At 63.7% G+C, this 20047-nt stretch carries 18 protein-coding genes and 1 tRNA gene; 5 read left to right on the top strand and 14 right to left on the bottom strand.

The window, feature by feature from the left end; translation table 11 throughout:
- Positions 1-248 precede the first annotated feature (248 nt).
- The 4 genes from mreC to rodA all read left to right on the top strand — a co-directional run bounded on the left by mreC (position 249) and on the right by rodA (position 5529).
- Positions 249-1373: a rod shape-determining protein MreC gene (gene mreC, locus QOC89_RS07985; protein WP_323044528.1), complete on the top strand. Its 1125-nt coding sequence runs from the start codon at positions 249-251 to the stop codon at positions 1371-1373.
- On the top strand, positions 1370-1882 hold the full coding sequence (gene mreD, locus QOC89_RS07980) for a rod shape-determining protein MreD (RefSeq protein ID WP_179735467.1): 513 nt from the start codon (positions 1370-1372) through the stop codon (positions 1880-1882). The genes mreC and mreD overlap by 4 nt, the downstream gene beginning before the upstream one ends.
- A 142-nt stretch (positions 1883-2024) precedes the next feature.
- Positions 2025-4370, top strand: coding sequence for a penicillin-binding protein 2 (mrdA, locus tag QOC89_RS07975; RefSeq protein WP_323044527.1), 2346 nt, complete (start codon positions 2025-2027; stop codon positions 4368-4370).
- A 10-nt stretch (positions 4371-4380) separates the two neighbouring features.
- Positions 4381-5529: a rod shape-determining protein RodA gene (gene rodA, locus QOC89_RS07970; RefSeq protein ID WP_179735462.1), complete on the top strand. Its 1149-nt coding sequence runs from the start codon at positions 4381-4383 to the stop codon at positions 5527-5529.
- Between the two features lie 90 nt (positions 5530-5619).
- Here rodA and QOC89_RS07965 read toward each other — a convergent pair whose 3' ends face one another.
- The 14 genes from QOC89_RS07965 to def all read right to left on the bottom strand — a co-directional run bounded on the left by QOC89_RS07965 (position 5620) and on the right by def (position 18487).
- Complete coding sequence (locus tag QOC89_RS07965; RefSeq protein WP_416340372.1) at positions 5620-6324, bottom strand: tetratricopeptide repeat protein; 705 nt, start codon at positions 6322-6324, stop codon at positions 5620-5622.
- Positions 6321-7103: an HpcH/HpaI aldolase family protein gene (locus tag QOC89_RS07960; protein WP_323044526.1), complete on the bottom strand. Its 783-nt coding sequence runs from the start codon at positions 7101-7103 to the stop codon at positions 6321-6323. The genes QOC89_RS07965 and QOC89_RS07960 overlap by 4 nt, the downstream gene beginning before the upstream one ends.
- Positions 7104-7438: 335 nt before the next feature.
- Complete coding sequence (gene queD, locus QOC89_RS07955; RefSeq protein ID WP_323044525.1) at positions 7439-7885, bottom strand: 6-carboxytetrahydropterin synthase QueD; 447 nt, start codon at positions 7883-7885, stop codon at positions 7439-7441.
- A gap of 6 nt (positions 7886-7891) precedes the next feature.
- A complete protein-coding gene (queE, locus tag QOC89_RS07950) occupies positions 7892-8524 on the bottom strand; it encodes a 7-carboxy-7-deazaguanine synthase (protein WP_323044524.1) in 633 nt (210 codons plus the stop codon).
- An 87-nt stretch (positions 8525-8611) separates the two neighbouring features.
- Entirely contained in the window at positions 8612-9343 is a 732-nt protein-coding gene (gene queC, locus QOC89_RS07945; protein WP_323044523.1) for a 7-cyano-7-deazaguanine synthase QueC, read from the bottom strand.
- A gap of 442 nt (positions 9344-9785) precedes the next feature.
- Positions 9786-9861, bottom strand: a tRNA-Phe gene (locus tag QOC89_RS07940).
- A gap of 96 nt (positions 9862-9957) precedes the next feature.
- On the bottom strand, positions 9958-10650 hold the full coding sequence (gene esaR, locus QOC89_RS07935) for a response regulator transcription factor EsaR (RefSeq protein WP_323044522.1): 693 nt from the start codon (positions 10648-10650) through the stop codon (positions 9958-9960).
- Positions 10651-13065 carry a PAS domain-containing sensor histidine kinase gene (locus QOC89_RS07930; protein WP_323044521.1) on the bottom strand — a complete coding sequence of 805 codons (2415 nt, stop codon included), beginning with the start codon at positions 13063-13065 and terminating at the stop codon, positions 10651-10653.
- Entirely contained in the window at positions 13055-13654 is a 600-nt protein-coding gene (locus QOC89_RS07925) for a DUF4390 domain-containing protein (protein WP_323044520.1), read from the bottom strand. The genes QOC89_RS07930 and QOC89_RS07925 overlap by 11 nt, the downstream gene beginning before the upstream one ends.
- Complete coding sequence (gene rsmB, locus QOC89_RS07920; protein ID WP_323044519.1) at positions 13651-15090, bottom strand: 16S rRNA (cytosine(967)-C(5))-methyltransferase RsmB; 1440 nt, start codon at positions 15088-15090, stop codon at positions 13651-13653. Before rsmB ends, QOC89_RS07925 begins: the two co-directional genes overlap by 4 nt.
- Positions 15091-15249: 159 nt before the next feature.
- Positions 15250-16107, bottom strand: coding sequence for a zinc metalloprotease HtpX (gene htpX, locus QOC89_RS07915; RefSeq protein ID WP_179735444.1), 858 nt, complete (start codon positions 16105-16107; stop codon positions 15250-15252).
- A gap of 104 nt (positions 16108-16211) precedes the next feature.
- Positions 16212-16853, bottom strand: a complete 642-nt coding sequence (locus QOC89_RS07910) for a LysE family translocator (protein WP_323044518.1) — start codon at positions 16851-16853, stop codon at positions 16212-16214.
- Positions 16854-16965: 112 nt separating this feature from the next.
- Positions 16966-17952 (bottom strand): methionyl-tRNA formyltransferase, encoded by a 987-nt coding sequence (fmt, locus tag QOC89_RS07905; RefSeq protein WP_323044517.1) that lies wholly within the window; start codon positions 17950-17952, stop codon positions 16966-16968.
- A 31-nt stretch (positions 17953-17983) separates the two neighbouring features.
- Positions 17984-18487 carry a peptide deformylase gene (gene def, locus QOC89_RS07900; protein ID WP_179735438.1) on the bottom strand — a complete coding sequence of 168 codons (504 nt, stop codon included), beginning with the start codon at positions 18485-18487 and terminating at the stop codon, positions 17984-17986.
- 242 nt (positions 18488-18729) lie between these two features.
- Here def and dprA point away from each other — a divergent pair, with 242 nt between their 5' ends.
- Positions 18730-19995 carry a DNA-processing protein DprA gene (gene dprA / locus QOC89_RS07895; RefSeq protein WP_323044516.1) on the top strand — a complete coding sequence of 422 codons (1266 nt, stop codon included), beginning with the start codon at positions 18730-18732 and terminating at the stop codon, positions 19993-19995.
- Positions 19996-20047 lie beyond the last annotated feature (52 nt).

Below are 20047 nucleotides of genomic sequence, written 5' to 3'. Positions count from 1 at the left end.
TCGTCGCCGAAGACCCGCTGACCTGCGTTGTGCGCGGCTCGGGCATGGCGCTCGAACGCATGGACAAGCTGGGCAGCATCTTCTCGTACGAGTGAGCGAGCCCGTCTCCATGTCAGTAGCGCGGATCAGGCAAACGGCCCCTTGCGGGCCGGTTTGCCGTTGGCTGGACCGACCAGCCTCCGCGCGCTGAACGCGCGTCCATCGCGCGCCGCCGTCTCACCCAACCGCTCACGCCCCCGGCGCCGACCATGGAATACAGTCCGCCGCCCCTGTTCAAGCAAGGCCCGTCCGCCCTCGCACGACTGTTGTTTTTCGTCGTACTGGCGCTCGCCCTGCTGATCTCCGATGCACGCTTCAATACGCTCGAAATCGTTCGCGGCGTGCTCGGCGCGGGTCTTTATCCGTTGCAACGCGCAGCCCTCGTGCCGCGCGACATCTTCATGGGCGCCGCCGACCTGGCCGTGACCAGCGCCACCTTGCGCAGCGAAAACGACAAGCTGCGCGCCAAGGATCTTCAGCTCTCGCAGCAGGCCAATACGGCCACCGAACTGGCTGCGGAAAACACCCATTTGCGCGCGCTGCTGCAACTCTCGCAGCGCTCGACCACGGAATCGCTGCCGGCTGAAATCCAGTACGACACGCGCGATCCGTTCACGCAGAAGGTCGTGATTGGCCGCGGCGCCCAGCAAGGCGTGCAGAACGGGTCGCCGGTGGTCAATGAAGACGGCGTGATCGGCCAGGTCACGCGCGTGTTCCCGCTGCAAGCCGAAGTGACGCTGCTCACCGACAAGGACCAGGCGGTGCCCGTGCAGATCGTGCGCACCGGCCTGCGCAGCGTGATTTACGGCACGCCGAAGGGCGATACGCTCGACCTGCGCTTCGTGCCGATCAGCGCCGACGTGCAAACCGGCGACGAACTCGTCACCAGCGGGCTCGACGGCGTTTATCCGCCGGGGCTGCCGGTCGCCAGGGTCGTGCGGGTCGACAAACAGGCCGATACGGCATTCGCGCGCGTGATCTGCCTGCCGGTTGCGCCCGTGCGCGGCGCGCGTCAGTTGCTGGTGCTGCACTATGTGAACAACGTGCCGCCGCGTCCAGCGGAAGAGCCCGATGCGGCCACGACCGCCAAGGACGCGAAAGCAAAGAAGGGCGGCAAGCCCGCGGACAGCAAGGCCGCGCCGGACAAGTCCCCCGCCAGAGCCGCTGAAAAACCCGCCCCTGCTGCCAAGCCGGCTGACAAGCCCGCCGCCGCCAAGCCCGCTGAAAAACCGTCGGCCAGAGCCCCTGCCACGGAGAAAAAAGCCGCCGCCGAAAAGAAACCGGCCGCTGACAAGACCGCGAAGCCGCAAGCCACGCCGGGGGCCCAGCCATGAACCGTCCGCAATACATTCTGCAGCCGGTCAATCCTTACTTCATCGCGTTCAGCCTCGCCGCGGCGTTTCTGCTGAACCTGATGCCGTGGGGGCGCCTCGCCGGCGTGCCGGACTTCGTGGCGCTCGTGCTGCTGTTCTGGAACGTGCACCAGCCGCGCAAAGTGGGCATGGGCATCGCCTTCTTTCTCGGCTTGCTGATGGACGTGCACAACGCCAGTCTGCTCGGCGAGCATGCGCTGGCGTATACGTTGTTGTCGTACGGCGCGATTACGATCCATCGCCGGGTGCTGTGGATGTCGCTCGGCGTGCAGACCTTCGCGGTCATGCCGTTGCTGGTCGTCGCGCAACTGGTGCCGTTCGTGATCCGTCTGCTGACGGGCGCGGCGTTTCCGGGCTGGGGTTATCTGATCGACGGTTTCGTCGAAGCCGCGCTGTGGCCGATCGCCAGCGTGCTGCTGTTGATGCCGCAGCGGCGCCCGGCCGATCCGGACGATACGCGGCCGATTTAAACCCGCACGCGAACCCGCCGGCCGTTCCGCTGGAACAGGGGCGCCCGGCCCGCTCGACGCGCGTCGCTGTTCATGCCTCCCGGTTCCGGCCGGTTTGGGCGCACACTCATGATGGCCATCACACGGCCTTTTGCAGAATCGCATGACCGAATTCAAGGACACTCAGCAACAGCTCTCGAAGTTCCGCCTGCGCGTCGCGGCGGCGGGCCTGTTCGTGTTCATCTGCTTCGGGCTGATCGGCTTCCGTTTTCTGGTCCTGCAGGTCTGGCACTACAGCAAGTACTCGCTGCAAGCCGACGAAAACCGCATTTCGGTTGCGCCGATCGTGCCGAACCGCGGCATCATCACGGACCGCAACGGCGTGGTGCTGGCCAAGAACTACTCAGCGTATACGCTCGAAATTACGCCGTCGAAGCTGAACGACACGCTCGAAAACGTGATCGACAATCTGGCCACCGTCGTCTCGATCGACGCACGCGATCGCCGCCGCTTCAAGAAGTTGCAGGAAGACTCGAAGAACTATGAAAGCCTGCCGATCCGCACCCGCCTCACCGACGACGAAGTGGCTCGCTTCACCGCGCAACGCTTCCGCTTTCCGGGCGTGGAAGTGCGCGCGCGCCTGTTCCGCCAATATCCGCTCGGGCCGACCGCGGCGCACGTGATCGGCTACATCGGGCGGATTTCGCAACGCGATCAGGACCGTATCGACGACGCCAGCGATCAGAACGACAGCGATCCGGATCACTACGATCCGCGCCTCGACGCGAACAACTACAAGGGCACCGACTACATCGGCAAGATCGGCGTCGAGCAGAGCTACGAGACGGAGCTGCACGGCCAGACCGGTTTTGAGGAAGTCGAAGTCACCGCCGGTGGCCGGCCGGTGCGCACGCTGTCGCGCACCCAGGCAACGCCGGGCAACAATCTCGAACTGTCGATCGATATCGGCCTGCAGCAGGTCGCGGAGCAGGCCTTTGCCGGGCGCCGCGGGGCGCTGGTCGCGATCGAACCGGCAACCGGCGACGTGCTCGCGTTCGTGTCGGCGCCGAGCTTCGATCCGAATTCTTTTGTTGACGGCATCGATCAGCAGACCTGGGACGAGCTCAACAACTCGCCCGACCATCCGCTCCTGAACCGCCCGCTGCACGGCACCTATCCGCCGGGTTCGACCTACAAGCCGTTCATGGCGCTCGCCGCGCTGACGCTGCATAAGCGCACGCCGGGCTGGGGCTTCCAGGACCCGGGTTCGTACACGTTCGGCGGCCATACGTTCCGCAACGACGTGCGCTCGGGCCAGGGCTGGGTCGACATGAACCGCGCGATCGTGGTGTCGAACGACACGTATTTCTACATGCTCGCGCACGATCTCGGCGTCAACGCGATCGCCGGCTTCATGAAGCCGTGGGGCTTCGGCCAGATCACCGGCATCGACATTTCGGGTGAGGCGCGCGGCATCCTGCCGTCGACGGACTGGAAGCGCAAGGCGTACCGCAAGCCCGAGCAGCAGCGCTGGTATGAAGGCGAAACGATCAGTCTGGGTATCGGCCAGGGCTATAACTCGTACACCATTCTGCAACTCGCGCACGCCACGGCCACGCTCGCGAACAACGGCGTCGTGATGAAGCCGCACCTCGTGCGCGACATCGAAAATCCGATCACTAAAGAGACGCGCCCGGTCGTGCGCGATCCGAGCGACAAGATCGCCGTGAAGCAATCGGACATCGACATCATCAAGCGCGCGATGGAAGGCGTCGTGACCAACGGCACGGCGGCGAAGGTGTTCATCGGAGCACCGTATCAGGCAGCCGCCAAGACCGGCACGGCGCAGGTGTATTCGTTGCAAGGCGCCAACTACAAAGGCCACGCGATCGCCGAACATCTGCGCGACCATGCGCTGTTCATCGCGTTCGCGCCTGCCGAACAGCCAAAGATCGCGATTGCACTGATCGTCGAAAACGGCGGCTGGGGTGCTGAAGCGGCGGGCCCGATCGCGCGTCGCGTGCTCGATTACTACCTGGTCGGCAAGAACAAGCCTGGCGCTGAAGCGGCAGCGGTCGCGGCGGCCGCCTCGACAACGCAGGACGCATCCGCGCCGGAAGTCGGCGGCGCACCGCCGCCGCAGGACACGGCGCAGCCGGTTAAGATCGCTGCGGGCTTCACGGCACTGCCGATGCCGGGCGCCGCTCCAGCAGCAGCGTCTACTGCTGCGGCTGCGTCGGCTCCGGCTGCTGCATCGACGCCTGCGGCCGCGGCAACGGCCCTCGCGCCGGCTACTGCTGCGCCCGCGTCCAGCGCGTCGGCAGCCGTCTCCGCGTCGGCATCCACGTCCAGCGCGGCAAAGAATCCGGCGCCGCGTAAATCCGGCGTCCCACACAAACCCCGCCCGAGCAGCGAAGCGGTACCGACCGCCGCCGCCGCCCCGTCGCGGGAAGACAGCATTCAGCCTACGTCGCCACGCCAGCCGGTTTCCGGCGGCATCGACGAGTAAGGAAAAAGGCATGCAATTCGACAAGCGCGCCTGGCTCGACCGCATCAAGCGGATGTTCCTGGGCTTCGATCGCCCCCTCGCCCTGATCGTGTTTCTGCTGCTGTGCGTCGGTATCGTCACGCTATACAGCGCGACGCTGGACATGCCCGGCCGGGTGGAAGACCAGATGCGCAACATCATGCTGACGTTCGTGCTGATGTGGGCGCTGGCCAACGTGCCGTCCACCACGCTGATGCGCTTCGCGGTCCCGCTCTATACGTTCGGGATCGCATTACTGATTGCGGTGGCGGTGTTCGGCCTCACGCGCAAGGGCGCGAAGCGTTGGATCAACGTCGGCGTGGTGATCCAGCCGTCGGAAATTCTGAAGATCGCCACTCCGCTGATGCTCGCCTGGTACTACCAGCGCCGCGAAGGCGTGATGCGCTGGTACGACTTCCTGGTCGGCTTTCTGATCCTGATCGTGCCGGTGGGTTTGATCGCCAAGCAGCCCGACCTCGGCACTGCCGTGCTGGTGTTCGCGGCCGGCTTCTTCGTGATTTACTTCGCGGGGCTCAGTTTCAAGCTGATCGTGCCGGTGCTGATTGCCGGCGTGATCGCGGTCGGCTCGATCGCGGCGTTCCAGGACAAGATCTGTCAGCCGGAAGTGCAGTGGCCGTTGATGCACGACTATCAGAAGCACCGCATCTGTACGCTGCTCGATCCGACGTCGGATCCGCTCGGCAAGGGCTTCCACACCATTCAGGCAGTGATTGCGATCGGCTCGGGCGGCCCACTCGGCAAGGGCTGGCTCAAGGGTACGCAGGCGCATCTGGAGTTCATCCCCGAGAAGCACACCGACTTCATTTTCGCGGTGTTTTCCGAGGAGTTCGGGCTAGCGGGCGGGATCGTGCTGCTCACGCTTTATATGCTGCTGATCGCGCGCGGCTTGTATATCGCGGCCAATGGGGCGACGCTGTTTGGGCGGCTACTGGCCGGATCGCTGACAATGGCGTTCTTCACCTATGCGTTCGTCAACATCGGCATGGTGAGCGGAATCTTGCCCGTGGTGGGCGTGCCGTTACCGTTCATGAGTTACGGCGGCACGGCGCTGACTACGCTGGGGGTCGCCATCGGCCTCATCATGAACGTCGCGCGTCAGAAGCGCTTGATGCAGAGTTAGCGTGGCGCGCCGTCTGGACTGCACCTCAAAAGTTGGACGCCCGTCCATGCTTTCGGCGTGCGGTTCACGTCGGCAGCGCCCCTCGTTCATTTACTGCGGTTTCACTTCCTTCTGGTCCCGCAATTGCGCGCTCAGTTCCTGATACTTGAGTTTCGCCGCCGGATCGCCCTGCACCGCCGCCGCGGCGTAATACGCGCGCGCCACATTCAGGTTCTTGTCGACACCGTCGCCACCGCGTTCGTAGAACGAGCCGGTCACGTACTGCGCGGTCATGTCGCCGCCTTGCGCGGCCTTCTTGTACCAGACGAACGCCTGCTTGTTATCGCGTGCCGTGCCACGGCCGTCGAGAAACTGATTGGCAAGCGCGAGTTCCGCCTGCACGTGCCCCTGTTGCGCGGCCTTCAGGAACCACCGATGCGCCTCCACCGGATCGCGCCCAACGAACTCACCGTCGTCGTACATCCTGCCGTAGACATACTGCGCGTGCGACATGTTGGCGTCGGCGGCTTTGCGCAGCCACTTCTTGCCTTCGTCGACGTTGGCTGGGCCGCCTTCGCCGTTGAGCAGCATCATCGCGTAGTTGAACTCGGCAAGCCGGCTACCGCGCTCGGCCGCTTTACGGAATTCGGCCAGCGCCGCGCCTAGATTGCCGGCGTTGTAATCGGCGACCGCGGTTTGCGTCTCCGGATCATTCGACTTCGCGACGCGGTTGTCCTGCGCGTACGCCGTCAAAGTCGCCATCAACGCCGCTGTGACCGCCAGACGCTTCACGACGCACTGCACCATCCTTTTCATGTTCTCACCTCCTGCAACGCCTGGCGGGTCGCGCGCAACATCCACATGACGTCGGCGGCCAGGGCAATAAAACGAAAACCGGCATCGCGATGCTGCTTGGCGCTCGCGACATCCATGGCAAAAATTCCGGCGGCGATACCCGCCTTGTCGGCGGCGCTGACAATGCGTGCCATCGCGGCTTGCACCTCGGCATGCTTCGAATCGCCGAGATGACCGAGGCTCGCGGCGAGATCGGCCGGTCCGACGAACAGGCAATCGACGCCCGGCGTCGCCGCGATCTTCTCGACTTCCTGCAAGCCGCGCGCCGATTCGATCTGCACGATGGTCGAAATCTGCGCGTTGGCCGTCTGCACGTAGTCGCGCCGCATCCCGTACGCCGCTGCCCGCACCGCCCCGGCGACGCCGCGCTGACCGTCGAGCGCCTCGGCAGTCGGGTATTGCGTCAGAAGCACGGCGTGCGCCGCCTCTTCCGCGGTTTCGATGTTCGGGAACATCAGCGTGCGAGCGCCGGCGTCCAGCACGCGCTTGACGAGCCACGCCTCGCTGGCGGGCACGCGCACGACCGGCTCGCTCGGCAGATGCGCGGCGGCGATCGCGCGCAATTGCCCGGTCACGTCGCCGCTATCGTTCGGCGCGTGCTCCATGTCGATCAACAGCCAGTCGAAGCCGGCATGCGCGAGCGCCTCGGCGGCCGAATCGCTGCCGAGCGAAAGCCACAGACCGAACAGCGGATCGGCTTCTTTCAGACGTTGCTTGAGGGGATTCGTGAACGTGCTCATGGCTGCGCTCCCTGGCGATGGAAGACATCGCCTGAAGCACGCTTGAGGTTGAGGATGCTGGCGTGGCTGAACAGCCCAACGCCAAGGCCGTGACGGCCTGAATGGCTGCTGCGACGCACTGCGGTGACCGGCATGTCTCGCTCCGTGTGGTTATCGGAGCGATCATACCGTGACAATAACGCGGGGGTTGGGCCGCGCAAGGACGTCGCGTGGGTGATGCAGCGGCCAGGCTGCGTTTGTACGTCGCGTGAGTGACGCAGCGGCTAACTGCGAGGGACGTCGTGCAGACGGTCCATCCGGCGACGCGTTGCATCGTTTGCGCGATAAGGCCGCCGCTAGTCGCGAACGACGTCGGCCCAGCAGTTCGGCGTCTCGAACAGACGCACCTTATGCAAACGCAGGTTCACGCCGTAATGCGCGTCGTAGACGTTCGCGAGAATCTGGAACGCGACGGCGGCGAGATTTTCAACGGTGGGGATGCGATCGAGCACGACCGTCTTGTGGCCCGCCATGGTTTCGAGAAAACCGCGCACCTGCGTGTCGCCTTCATAGACGAGAAACGCATGGTCCCACTTATCGACCAGATGCTCGACCGCGAGCGACTTTACGTCGGCGAAATCCATCACCATGCCACGATCGGGCGCACCTTCGGTGTCGACCAGGTCGCCTTGCAGCGTGATTTCGAGCACATAGCGATGGCCGTGCAGATTACGGCACTGGCTGCGGTGATCGGGGATGCGGTGGCCCGCGTCGAATTCGAGTTTTCGTGTAATCGTCAGCACGGCAAATCAGGGAATGTTCAGATACTTGTGGGTCTGCATCGACAGGCGCCATTGCGGATGGCGTTTGCACCACTCGATCGCGAGCTTGGTGTTGATGTCGCGCGACGGGCCGTCCATTGGCTGGACGAGGAAATACTCGAAGTCGAGCTTCGCATACTCGGACAAGCGCTGGTTGTCCTGCGGAATCACGACCTTCAACTCGTTGCCCCGGGTGACGACGAGCGGCGCGTCGGCCTTCGGACTCACACAGATCCAGTCGATCGTTTCGAGCACCGGAAGCGAGCCGTTGGTCTCGATGGCGATTTCAAAGCCGGCGGCATGCAGTGCATCGACCAAAGGCGGGTCGATCTGCAGCATCGGTTCGCCGCCCGTGCACACCACGAAACGCTCGCCCTCGCCTTCCGGCCATTGCGACGCAATCATCTGCACCAGCTCTTCAGCGGTGCGGTACTTGCCACCGTTCTCGCCGTCAGTGCCGACGAAGTCCGTATCGCAGAAACGGCACACCGCCTCCGCACGATCTTCTTCGCGGCCCGACCACAGATTGCAGCCGGCGAACCGGCAGAACACAGCCGGACGCCCGGCATTCGCGCCTTCGCCCTGCAATGTGTAGAAGATTTCCTTGACCGCGTAAGTCATGCTGCTTTCTGCCTTGTGTTCCTGAAAATAGTTGCCTGCGCGGCGCCCCTTCGTACGGTGCGCCAGCGTAAGCCTGTCATGAGACGGTCAACCCGGCTCTGTCACCTTCTCGCCGGCCAGATATGCCTCATAGCCGCGCTTGCGCAAACGGCACGCCGGACATTCGCCGCAACCGAAGCCCCATGCATGCAATTCGGCGCGCTCACCCAGGTAGCAGGTGTGCGTTTCGACGCGCACCAGTTCGACCAGTTCGTCGCCACCCAGCTCGTGCGCGAGACGCCACGTGTCGGCCTTGTCGAGCCACATCAGCGGTGTTTCGAGCAGGAAGCGCGTGTCCATACCGAGGTTCAGCGCGACCTGCAAAGCCTTCATGGTGTCGTCGCGGCAATCGGGGTAGCCCGAGAAATCCGTCTCGCACATGCCGCCCACCAGTACCTGCAAACCACGCCGATAGGCGATGGCGGCGGCAATTGTCATGAACATCAGATTGCGGCCCGGCACGAACGTATTCGGCAAACCGTTCGTGGTGGCGTGGATCTCGATCTCGCGTGTCATTGCCGTATCGCTGATCGAACCGAGCACTGACAGGTCGATCGTGTGATCTTCGCCGAGGCGATCGGCCCACGCCGGAAAAGCGCGCACGACAGCGTTACGAAACCCATCGCGGCATTCGAGTTCGACGCGGTGCCGCTGACCGTAATCGAAGCCCAGCGTCTCGACCGTTTCGTAACGTTCGAGCGCCCAGGCGAGGCACGTGGCGGAATCCTGGCCGCCGGAAAACAGCACCAGAGCGCTACGTTTAGCGTCTTTGCGGATCACCGTGAAACTCCGTGAATGATGAGTGCCACGTCGCGCTGCGCGAGGTGCGCCATGCAAGCAACGCGGCGCGACGCGTGCCGGCATTGCTGCCGGCCCAAAGCAGTATAGGCCGCGCCTTCCGCACGCAGAGTCGCTGGGCGCTTATACCGTTAATCGTCGGGCGAAGGGTTCGGCGCCTGTTGCGGCCTTGCCGTGTTGCCGGCAGAGTGCGCAAAAGGCCGCGCTTCAGGATACGAAAAAGACCTGTTCGGTGCGCTGGCGCGCCAGCCCGACCTCGGCCACGCACTCGCATGCAAGTCCTTGAACTGGCGCGATTTTATCACGCGACGCCTAATGCCGCCGAGCATGCCCCACTGCATGCGGCAAGCAAGCCATGCCGCCACGAATGCCCGCCTGAAAAGGAAAAGCCCCAGGAATCTTGCGATTTCCTGGGGCTGAATCCTGGTGGCCTGGGACGGAATCGAACCATCGACACGCGGATTTTCAATCCGCTGCTCTACCAACTGAGCTACCGGGCCAACGAAGAACGAAATGATATCAAAGGGTCAGCAGTCCGACAAGCCCCCTCTCGAAAAAATCCGCCGCGCCCGAACCCGTGAGGATGGCGCAGCGGCTCACTCCCCTTTGTTCTTGCCGAGATCCACGCCGAGTTGCTTGAGCTTGCGATACAAGTGCGTGCGCTCCAGACCCGTCTTCTCCGCGACGCGCGTCATGCTGCCATTCTCACGTGCGAGGTGATATTCGAAGTACGCACGCTCGAACGCATCGCGCGCATCGCGCAACGGAATGTCGAACGAAATCGACGCCGTTTGCGCGGCCAACGCGCCGCTGCCCATGCCGTCCGACGACAGCATCGGCAACGCAGCCGCGGATGCCACCGGCGAAGCGCTGACCGGCAACGCCGGCTTCGCCGCCGCGCCGCCTGGCGCGCCACCCGCCGCCGTGCCGCGGGCAAGGCCTTGCTCGACGGCCTTCAGCAGCTTCTGCAACGCAATCGGCTTCTCGAGGAAATTGAGCGCGCCGATCTTGGTCGCTTCGACCGCCGTGTCGATGGTTGCGTGGCCGGACATCATGATCACCGGCATGGTGAGTTGCCCTTGCGCGGCCCATTCCTTGAGCAAGGTCACACCGTCGGTATCGGGCATCCAGATGTCGAGCAGCACCAGATCCGGCGCCTGACGCAAGCGGAACTCGCGCGCTTCCTGCGCGTTTTCCGCCGCCTCCACGACATGCCCTTCGTCGCTCAGGATCTCCGAGAGCAATTCCCGGATGCCCATTTCATCATCTACCACCAGGATGGTTGCCATTTACGCTGCCCTTGTCTGCACTGTTGCTTTTGTCGTTCCCTGCGACGCATTACCATGCGCCGGCCGCGGCCCTGCTCCGGGCGTCGCGGCATCGTCTGCCAGTTGAAGGAAGAGGATCGAAATCTGCGCGCCTTCGATCACATCGCCCGCTTTCATGCGGTTGCGAATGTCGATGCGCGCGCCGTGTTCGTCGACGATCTTCTTGACCATCGCAAGACCGAGGCCCGTTCCTTTGGCCTTGGTTGTCACGTAAGGTTCGAATGCACGTGTGAGGATACGCGCGGGGAAGCCCGCCCCGTTATCCGACACCGTCAGACGCACCGCGACGCGTACTTTGCCTTCCGCGTCGGGGTCTCCGTATTCTACTGTCCTCGTCTCGAGCAACACACGCGGATGCTGGATGTCGGCCACGGCATCCTGCGCATTTTGCAGCAGGTTGTGAATCACCTGTCGCAATTGTGTGGCGTCGCCGCGAATCGCCGGCAAGTCCGCGAGTTCAACCTGGATCGCGCCCTTGCCTTCCTCGATACCGTACAGTGTGAGTACTTCACTGACCAGTTCATTCAGTTGCAGATGCGCGAGCACGGCCGGCGGCGTGCGCGCGTAGTCGCGGAAATTGTCGACCATCTGCTTCATCGCCGCGACCTGATTGACAATGGTGGTCGCGCCGCGCTTCAACACATCGGCATCCGATGGCGACAACTTATCTGCAAGCTTCATCTGCAAACGCTCGGCTGAGAGCTGAATCGGCGTGAGCGGATTCTTGATCTCGTGCGCAAGACGCCGCGCCACTTCGCCCCAGGCGATCGAACGCTGCGCCGAAATCACATCCGAAATATCGTCGAACACGACGACGTAGCCGGAAGTCTGCATGTCTTCCGCGTCGCGGTCAGTCGCGGAAACGAGGCGAGCGCCGCGCACCAGCAAGGTGAGCGGCTCGGTTTCGCCGGCCACCTGCACCGAGAACTGCTGCTGCCAATGGCCGCGGTCGTCGTGACCGTCGCCGCTCGCGGCTTCGCGATCGGCAAACGCCTTGCGCACCATCCCGCCGAATTCGCTCAACACGCCGATCTTATCGAGCGACGAACCCAGCACTTCCTGGAACTGCTGACGGAAGATCCGTTCCGCGCCGCGGTTCGCCGTAGTGAGACGGAACTGCCGGTCGAATACGAACACGCCCGCGGTCAGGTTCGCAAGAATGCTTTCCAGATAAGCCTTCGAATGTTCGAGCGCCACGCGGTTGTTCTCGACCGCCGCGCGCGCTTCGGACAACTGCCGCGTCATGGCGTTGAACGACTGCGTGAGAAAACCCAGTTCGTCGCGCGATTTGATTTCACGCTTCGGCGTGTAGTCGCCCTCGGTAATTTCCTTCGTGCCCTGCGCGAGCAGGAACAACGGCCGCGCCAGCTGATTGCCGAGCGCGAGCGCCAGCATCATCGCGATGAAGGTGGCGAGGAACAGCGCCAGCGTGAGCGTGCCGATGTACATCTTGCGCAAGCCGGTGCGGCCTAGCGCCTTCTCCTGATACTCGCGATAGGCCCGCTGCACCGCGTCGGCATTGCGTGCGAGCGAAGGCGAGACCGGCTGCGTGAGTTGCAGGAAGCGCTCAGTGGGCTGCAGCAGCGACGCGTTCGAATCCGGAATGCGCTGCACGATGCGCAGCCGCAGCGCGCCCTTGCTGCCGTGCGCCTTTGGATCGCCGTCGACCTCGCCTTCGATCGCCGCATAGCCGCGGCCACGCGCCTGGTCGATCATCATCGGCGTGGGCAGGTCGCTCGGCAGGAGCGTTGCGTAATTGCCGGACGCCTGCGCGACCACGTGCATATCCGGCGTCGCGCCCGACATGCTGCGCGTGGGTTCGACGATCGTCGCGTCCTGCACGCCGAACTGATCGCGCAGCCGCAACAGCGTGAGCGTCGTACCGGCGGCATCCGCGCTCGCCAGTTGCTCGGACATCAAACGGCCCTTGGTCTGCAGATCGGACAGCGACGCGTCGAGCATGCCGCGGCCGAGATTCAGCCCTGAAGTCAAGGCGGTTTCGACGTTCACGTCGAACCACGACTCGATACTGCGCGACACGAACTGATACGAGACGACGTAGATGATGCCACCCGGCACCACGCCGACCAGCGCCATGAAGAACGCGAGTTTCGCTAACAGCCGCGTGCCGAACTTACCTTTTTTAAGCCGCGCAATGATGATGATGACGAGCGTCGCCACCACCAGCAAAAAGATCATCGCGACCACGAGGTTGGCCGCGTACAACCACTGGTAATAGCGGTCGAAGAATTCGGTATTCGCGCTCGCCGCTGCCAGCAGCACGAGCAGCAGCACGGCCGTCACGGCGACCGTGGACACCAGCACGCGCACGACGATGCTGCTGACGCTGGTGGCGCGGCGCACTCTATTTAGCACGTTCGGTCACCGTGAAGGTAAAGCGTTTCCAGTCCGATGAGAGGCTCCAGTCGCGGTTGTTCACCGCGTCGATCTGGAACGGCTTGGGCATCAGCGCGATGTCGAGTTGCATGCGCACTGACGCGTTGTACGTCTCGCCGACAACCACCTGAGTGCGATCGATGACATGCCACGACGTGATGTGCTTGATCACGGCGAGCGCATCCTTCAGTGTCGTGAAGCCGAGCTGCAACCCGCCCGACGACACGCTCGACACCCGGTACTCACGCGTGAGCGGCTGGAACGACAGGCGGATGCTCTGCGACACGCTCACCGGCTGTTCGTCGAACCAGTACCAGCGCGGCCGGCTCAATTCGAAGTCGGTCGTGAAATACAGCGGAATGCCTTTGTTGACGGCGTCTTCGAGATTGCTGTTCAGGTCGAAGTCGAAACGCGCGTCGAGATTCCAGCCAGTGTTGTCCGATTGCAGCGAAGCGCGCTGCACGGCGATCGAATCCGCGTGCGCCGCGCCAGGCACGGCGAGCCATACAACCAGCGCGAACCAGAGCACGGCAGCGAGCCGAAGCGGGAAGAAGCGTTTGATGGTCACCGTTTCTGGAAGCGCGCGTAGAAAAATCCGTCGTGGTCTGAGTTCGAGCCGGCGCTGTGTTCAGCGACGAGTCCGGCATGGGAACCGGCCGATGTGTCGGCGGGCGCGCGGGCAACTGAGGGTAAAAGTTGCCCCGGCGCGTCCAATCGTACCGCATCCTGATACTTGTTTCCAAACCACTGCGCCTGCAACTCGCCTTCTTCGGGAAAGATCGAACACGTAACGTAGAGCAATTCGCCGCCTGGCTTCACGAGCGGCCATAGCGCGTCGAGAATGCGGCGCTGCTCGGCCACCAGCGCGGGGATATCCGACGCGCGACGCAGCCAGCGAATATCCGGATGACGCCGCACGATGCCCGAAGCCGAACATGGCACGTCGGCCAGAATGCGGTCGAACGGCTGGTCGATGTCGTCATGCCATTTTGACGGCTGGCCGGCATCGCCAATCCGCACTTCCGCGTCGAGCTTGAGCCGCTGCAGGTTTTCACCGATTCGGCGCGCGCGCGACGCGTCGCTTTCGAGCGCCACCAGTTGCAGATTGGCGAGTTCGAGCAGATGGCCGGTCTTGCCGCCAGGCGCCGCGCACGCGTCGAGCACGCGCATGCCGTCTCGCACGCCGAGCAGTTGCGCGGCGAGTTGCGCGCCGGCGTCCTGCACGGAGACGACGCCTTCATTGAAGCCGGGAATGCGCTCGACCGACATCGGCGTGGCGAGCTTGACGGCGTATTCGCCGGCTCTGCTTGCGGGGATGTGATGGTCTTGCAGCACTTGCAGATAGGCGTCGACGGTGGAGTGGCGCGCGTTGACGCGCAGCGTCAGCGGACCCTGGGTATTACCGGCGGCGAGCACCGCTTGCCATGCGTCGGGCCACGCCCGCTTCACCGCGTCGATCCACCATGCCGGATAGTTCCAGTGCGCGACTTCATCGGCTTGCGCGGCGCTCAGCAGCGCCTCGCGCTCGCGTAGGAAATTACGCAGCACGGCGTTGACGAGGCCCTTTGCGAACGCAAATTCGCGACGCGCGGCGATTGCGCTCACCGCCTGATCGACCACGGTGAACGGTGCGTAGGCGGCGTTCGCTTCATCGTCGATGAGCAAAGCCAGCGCGCAAGCGAGCACATGGCCGACGTGCGGCGGCGGCGCCTTCTTGACCAGCTTCGCGATCAACCATTCGACGGTCGCGAGGCGCCGCATGGTGCGGTACGCGATGTCCTGCACAGCGCCGCGTGCAGCAGCGACGCTGCCTTCGGGCGCGGAAACGAATACGGATTGCAGCGCGGCCGGCAAAGCCGCGCCGAGACGCACGGCGCCGACGGCCTGGCCCGCGCCGTCGAGCGCGAACCCGAGCGACTCGGGCGCGAGATGCAGCATCGACAAACGGGATTCGCGCGGACGAGCCGATAGGGAAGCTGAACGCGAAGAAGGCTTTGGAGTCATGAAAGAGGCAAAGGCAGGCCGCGCGGTGCGCACGGCGCAAACAACACACATTGTAGCGTGGCGCGGCGCGGGAGCCGCCGAGGGTGGACCGGCGGCGATGCTCGAACAAAAAAGGCGAGCCCGCGGACTCGCCTTTCCTTACGCCGAATCAGAGCGCCGTTACTCGAAGCGCCCCGTGCGTGCCATTTCCATCAAACGCGCGATGCGTTCCTCGGTGGCCGGGTGCGTTGAGAACAGATTCGCGATGCCGCCGCCCGCCAGCGGATTCATGATCATCATCTGCGCGGTGGCCGGATGCTGCTCGGCCGTGGGAAACGGAATACCGCTCGCGTAACGATGAATCTTGTCGAGCGCCGACGCAAGCGCCTGCGGGTCGCCGGAAATCTGTGCGCCGCCACGGTCCGCTTCAAATTCACGCGCACGCGAAATCGCCATCTGGATCAGCGCACCGGCGATCGGTGCGAGCAACGCAACGGCAATACTTGCGATCGGATTCGACGGACGGCCGTTTTCGTCACGGCCCCCGAAGAACATCGCAAAGTTCGCCAGTGCGGAAATGGCGCCCGCCATGGTTGCCGAGACGGTTGAGATCAGAATGTCCCGATGCTTCACGTGCGCAAGTTCGTGCGCCATCACGCCGCGCATTTCGCGCTCGGACAGCACGCGCAAGATACCGGTGGTGGCGGCGACGGCCGCATGCTCCGGATTACGGCCGGTGGCAAATGCGTTCGGCGCGTCTTCGTTGATCAGGTACACGCGCGGCATGGGCAAGCCCGCGCGCGTGGAGAGCTCGCGCACCATGCGATAGAACTGCGGCGCACTGTTTTCGTCGACTTCCTGCGCGTTGTACATGCGCAGGACCATCTTGTCCGAGAACCAGTACGAAAAGAAATTCATCCCAAGGGCGATCACGAGCGCGATCATCATGCCGCGCGAGCCGCCGATCATCCCGCCGATCACGATGAAAAGGGCCGTGATCGCGGCCATCAACATCGCGGTTTTGACCCAATTGAACATGTCTACAACTCCTTGCCCTAACGCGGGGTTCATATCCGCGCCGCATGATCGCGGCGACTGATTGTAAGCAAAATGTTAGATATGGGCGCGTGAGGAAAATTCAATCATCTTGATGCAGTGGCGAGCTTGATGCCCAAGCCGACGAATGCGCTGCCGACACCGCGATCCAGCCACTTCTTCACCGACGGCTTGCCGGAGAAGCGCTGGGTCACACTGCCCGCAATCCACGCGACGAAACTGTTCCAGATCATGCTCATGACGACGAACACCCCGCCCAGCGTGAGAAACGCGAGCGCCTTATGATCGCTGCCCGCCGTGACGAACTGCGGAAAAAAGGAGACGAAGAACAGCACGACCTTGGGATTCAGCACATTGGTCCAGAACCCTTGCAGGAAAAGCTGACGCAGCGATTTCGGTGCGCCGGCGCCGCGTGCTTCGCCGGCCGCCTGGTCTGCTGCCGGCTTGGCGAAAACAAGGCGCACGCCGAGATAGATCAGATAAATAGCGCCTACCAACTTGATGACGGTGAACGCCGTGGCCGAAGCGGCCAGCAATGCCGTCAAGCCGAACGCGCAGGCGAGCGAATGAACGCAGCAACCGGCGGAGATGCCGAGCGCGGACAGCAGACCCGCGCCACGGCCCTGGGCGACACTGCGCCCGACGATATAAGCCGTATCGGGACCGGGCGTCACATTCAGCAGAAAGACTGCGACGACGAAAAACTCGAAATGGGTAATGCCAAACATGGAAATCCTCGAAACGCAGTCGTTGCCTTGAGGATTCTAACGCGCCGCGCGCTTGCGGGCGGGGTCTTGAACATCGGCCGAACGGTCGATGTTCAAGGTAGGCGCAAGGCTGTTATTTTGCTTCGGGAAGCTGGAAACGCTGACCCGCGGCCAGCGTTGCGCCGGCCAGGAATTCGCGCACCGGCAAACGCTTGCCGCCGGGCTTTTGCAATTGCGTGAGACGCAACGCGCCTTCGCCGCAGGCAACCACCACGCTTTCGGCGGAGATGTCGGCGATCGTACCGGGCGCCTGGTTGCCTTGTGCCTGGACCGGGACCGCTGCCCAGATCTTGATCGACGTGCCGTCTTCCAGCGTACCCAGCCCGCCGGGGAACGGGTCGAACGCACGCACCTGACGCGCGAGGACCGTTGCCGGCTTACGCCAGTCGAGCGCGGCCTCGTGCTTGCCGATCTTTTCCGCGTAAGTCACGCCGTCAGCCGGTTGTGGCGTCGCCGCCAGCTTGCCGCTGCGCTCGAGTTCGATCAGCGCTTCGACGATCAGCTTCGCGCCGTCCTGTGCCAGGCGGTCGTGCAAAGTGGCCGTGGTGTCGGTGTCGGAAATCGGCGTACGCGCTTCGGAAATCATCGCCCCGGTGTCGAGGCCGGCGTCCATCTGCATCAGCGTGATGCCGGTTTCAGCGTCGCCCGCTTCAATCGCACGGTGGATCGGCGCGGCGCCGCGCCAGCGCGGCAGCAACGAAGCGTGAATATTGATGCAGCCCAGCGGCGCAATATCGAGCACTTCCTGCGGCAGGATCAGACCGTAGGCGGCCACGACCATGACGTCGTGCGGCGTGGCGCGCAACTGGTCGATAGCGGCTGTGGCTTCCGCCGGATATTTGCCGGTGCGGCGCAATGAAGGCGGCTGCGCCACGCCAATGCCATGCTCCTGCGCGTAACGCTTGACCGGACTCGCCTGCAATTTCATCCCGCGTCCAGCAGGTTGATCTTGCCGGGTCAGCACGAGCGGCACCGGAAAACCGGCGCTGTGAATCGCGGCCAGCGCGGCCGCGGCGAACTCCGGCGTACCGGCAAAGATGACGCGCAACGAATGACTCATGAACAGGGGCAGTAGGCGAGGTGGACGCGCATTACATCGCGTGGGCGAGCTTCTTCATCTTGCTCTTGATCCGCGTCTGCTTCAGCGACGACAGGTACTCGACGAACACGCGGCCCATCAGGTGATCCATTTCGTGCTGGATGCAAACCGCGAGCAACCCTTCGCAATCCAGCTCGAAGGTTTCGCCCTTTTCGTTTAGCGCCCGCACGCGTACTTTTTCCGCGCGCTCGACGTTGTCGTAGATACCCGGCACCGAGAGGCAGCCTTCTTCCGACAGCTTTCGCTCGTCGCTCGACCAGATGATTTCCGGGTTGATGAACGCGAGCAGCTCGTCGTGCGTTTCCGACACGTCGATCACGATCACGCGTTCATGCACGTCCACCTGGGTCGCCGCGAGGCCGACGCCGGGCGCGGCGTACATCGTTTCGGCCATGTCGGCGACAAGACGGCGAATGCGGTCGTTGACCACTTCGACCGGCTTTGCAATCTTGTGCAGCCGCTTGTCCGGGTAATTGAGGATGTTCAGTAATGCCATGATCTTGAGTGTGTTTTTAGGCGCCGCTGACCGGTGGAAGGCTAGCGTTGGCCGTTTGGCCAGGTTGTAGGCGCGTCGCGTTACGCAGAGGATAGATGGTGTCGAACCGGTTCGATTCAACGCGCCACGTGCGCCAACGACGAGCCCGCGCAAGTGGGCGCGGCGCTGCAATTATTTCGGATGATGAAAATTTTAGCATGGCGCCTGCCTGCCCGCTGGCGCTGTAGGAGGATCGACTGTCAATGCACACCTTACCCGCAACCGATATTGAACTCGCTGCGTGGCTGCGGCTTTCGCTCGCGCCGGGGCTGAAACCTGCTGCCCTGCGTTTATTGCTGAGCGCTTTTGGATTGCCGGAAGCGATTTTCGATCAATCGCCCGATGCGCTTGCCGAGGTCGCCGGCGAGACCGCAGCGCGCGCCGCGCTAGCGCCGCCCGGCCCGGACTTCGGCACGCAGCTCGACGCAGTGATCGCATGGAGTGAGTTGCCCGGCAACCACGTGGTGACGCTCGACGACCCCGCCTACCCGCCCGCGCTACTGACAATGCCCGATCCACCGCCGCTGCTATATATAAAGGGCCGGCTGGATCTGTTGCACACGAGAGCGGTCGCGCTGGTGGGCAGCCGCAGCGCGACACCGCAAGGCGTTGAAGACGCCGAGCGCTTTTCGCGTGAGCTCTCGCAAGCGGGCGTCACTATCGTGTCAGGGCTGGCGCTGGGGATCGACGGCGCCGCGCATCGGGGCGGACTGGAAGGCATCGGCGGCACGGTGGCCGTAATCGGCACCGGCGCGGACCTCGTGTATCCGTCCGCGCATCACGCGCTGGCGCGGCAAATTGCAGCGCAAGGCGCGATTCTGTCGGAATGGCCGCTCGGCACGCCGGCGCGCGCCGCCAATTTTCCACAGCGTAACCGCCTGATCGCCGGCCTTGTCAGCGGCGTGGTGATCGTCGAGGCCGCGATGCGCTCGGGTTCGCTGATCACGGCCCGGCTTGCCAACGAAATGGGGCGCGACATTTTCGCGTTGCCCGGCTCGATCCACGCGCCGTTGTCGCGCGGTTGTCATCGGATCATCAAGCAGGGTGCCAAGCTGGTGGAAACGCCAGACGAGGTGCTGGAGGAGCTGGGCTTTGCCAAGCCCGTGACAGCGAAGGCTGCCAGCAGGCACGCGGTGCTTTGGGAAGGCGCGAGCGTGCGGGATTCGCAAAGGGCGCCTGCATCGGCTGAAACAGGAACTCGGGTGGGTTCGACTAAGGTGCGCGCTGCGACGACGGATCAGGCAGATTCCGCTGCGCCGGCTGACACCCCAGCACCGCCGCCAGCCATGAGCGCCGAAGCGCTGCAACTCCTCGACGCCCTCGGTCATGCCCCCGCCACGCTTGAAATTCTTGCCACCCGCACCGAGATAGGGGACGCGGAATTACAAAACACGTTGCTGCAACTCGAACTCGCCGGTCAGGTAACGGCGCTGCCCGGCGGCCGCTTCATGCGAGCGACCCACAGCTGAACCCGCGTCGACCAGGGGTTGGCCACGATTTGCAATCCGCCATGCTACATTC

The sequence above is a fragment of the Paraburkholderia sp. genome, from assembly GCF_034668105.1.
Lineage (GTDB): Bacteria > Pseudomonadota > Gammaproteobacteria > Burkholderiales > Burkholderiaceae > Paraburkholderia.
The sequence above is the reverse complement of the archived record's forward strand: the minus strand, read 5'-3'. Positions and strand labels throughout refer to the sequence as shown.

Coding starts and splice junctions, on each gene's coding strand:
- dprA (WP_323044516.1), top strand. CDS start 18,730: ATGCACACCTTACCCGCAACCGATATTGAACTCGCTGCGTGGCTGCGG.
- htpX (WP_179735444.1), bottom strand. CDS start 16,107: ATGTTCAATTGGGTCAAAACCGCGATGTTGATGGCCGCGATCACGGCC.
- mreC (WP_323044528.1), top strand. CDS start 249: ATGGAATACAGTCCGCCGCCCCTGTTCAAGCAAGGCCCGTCCGCCCTC.
- rsmB (WP_323044519.1), bottom strand. CDS start 15,090: ATGACTCCAAAGCCTTCTTCGCGTTCAGCTTCCCTATCGGCTCGTCCG.
- QOC89_RS07910 (WP_323044518.1), bottom strand. CDS start 16,853: ATGTTTGGCATTACCCATTTCGAGTTTTTCGTCGTCGCAGTCTTTCTG.
- QOC89_RS07965 (WP_416340372.1), bottom strand. CDS start 6,324: ATGAAAAGGATGGTGCAGTGCGTCGTGAAGCGTCTGGCGGTCACAGCG.
- esaR (WP_323044522.1), bottom strand. CDS start 10,650: ATGGCAACCATCCTGGTGGTAGATGATGAAATGGGCATCCGGGAATTG.
- mreD (WP_179735467.1), top strand. CDS start 1,370: ATGAACCGTCCGCAATACATTCTGCAGCCGGTCAATCCTTACTTCATC.
- def (WP_179735438.1), bottom strand. CDS start 18,487: ATGGCATTACTGAACATCCTCAATTACCCGGACAAGCGGCTGCACAAG.
- fmt (WP_323044517.1), bottom strand. CDS start 17,952: ATGAGTCATTCGTTGCGCGTCATCTTTGCCGGTACGCCGGAGTTCGCC.
- queE (WP_323044524.1), bottom strand. CDS start 8,524: ATGACTTACGCGGTCAAGGAAATCTTCTACACATTGCAGGGCGAAGGC.
- mrdA (WP_323044527.1), top strand. CDS start 2,025: ATGACCGAATTCAAGGACACTCAGCAACAGCTCTCGAAGTTCCGCCTG.
- rodA (WP_179735462.1), top strand. CDS start 4,381: ATGCAATTCGACAAGCGCGCCTGGCTCGACCGCATCAAGCGGATGTTC.
- QOC89_RS07960 (WP_323044526.1), bottom strand. CDS start 7,103: ATGAGCACGTTCACGAATCCCCTCAAGCAACGTCTGAAAGAAGCCGAT.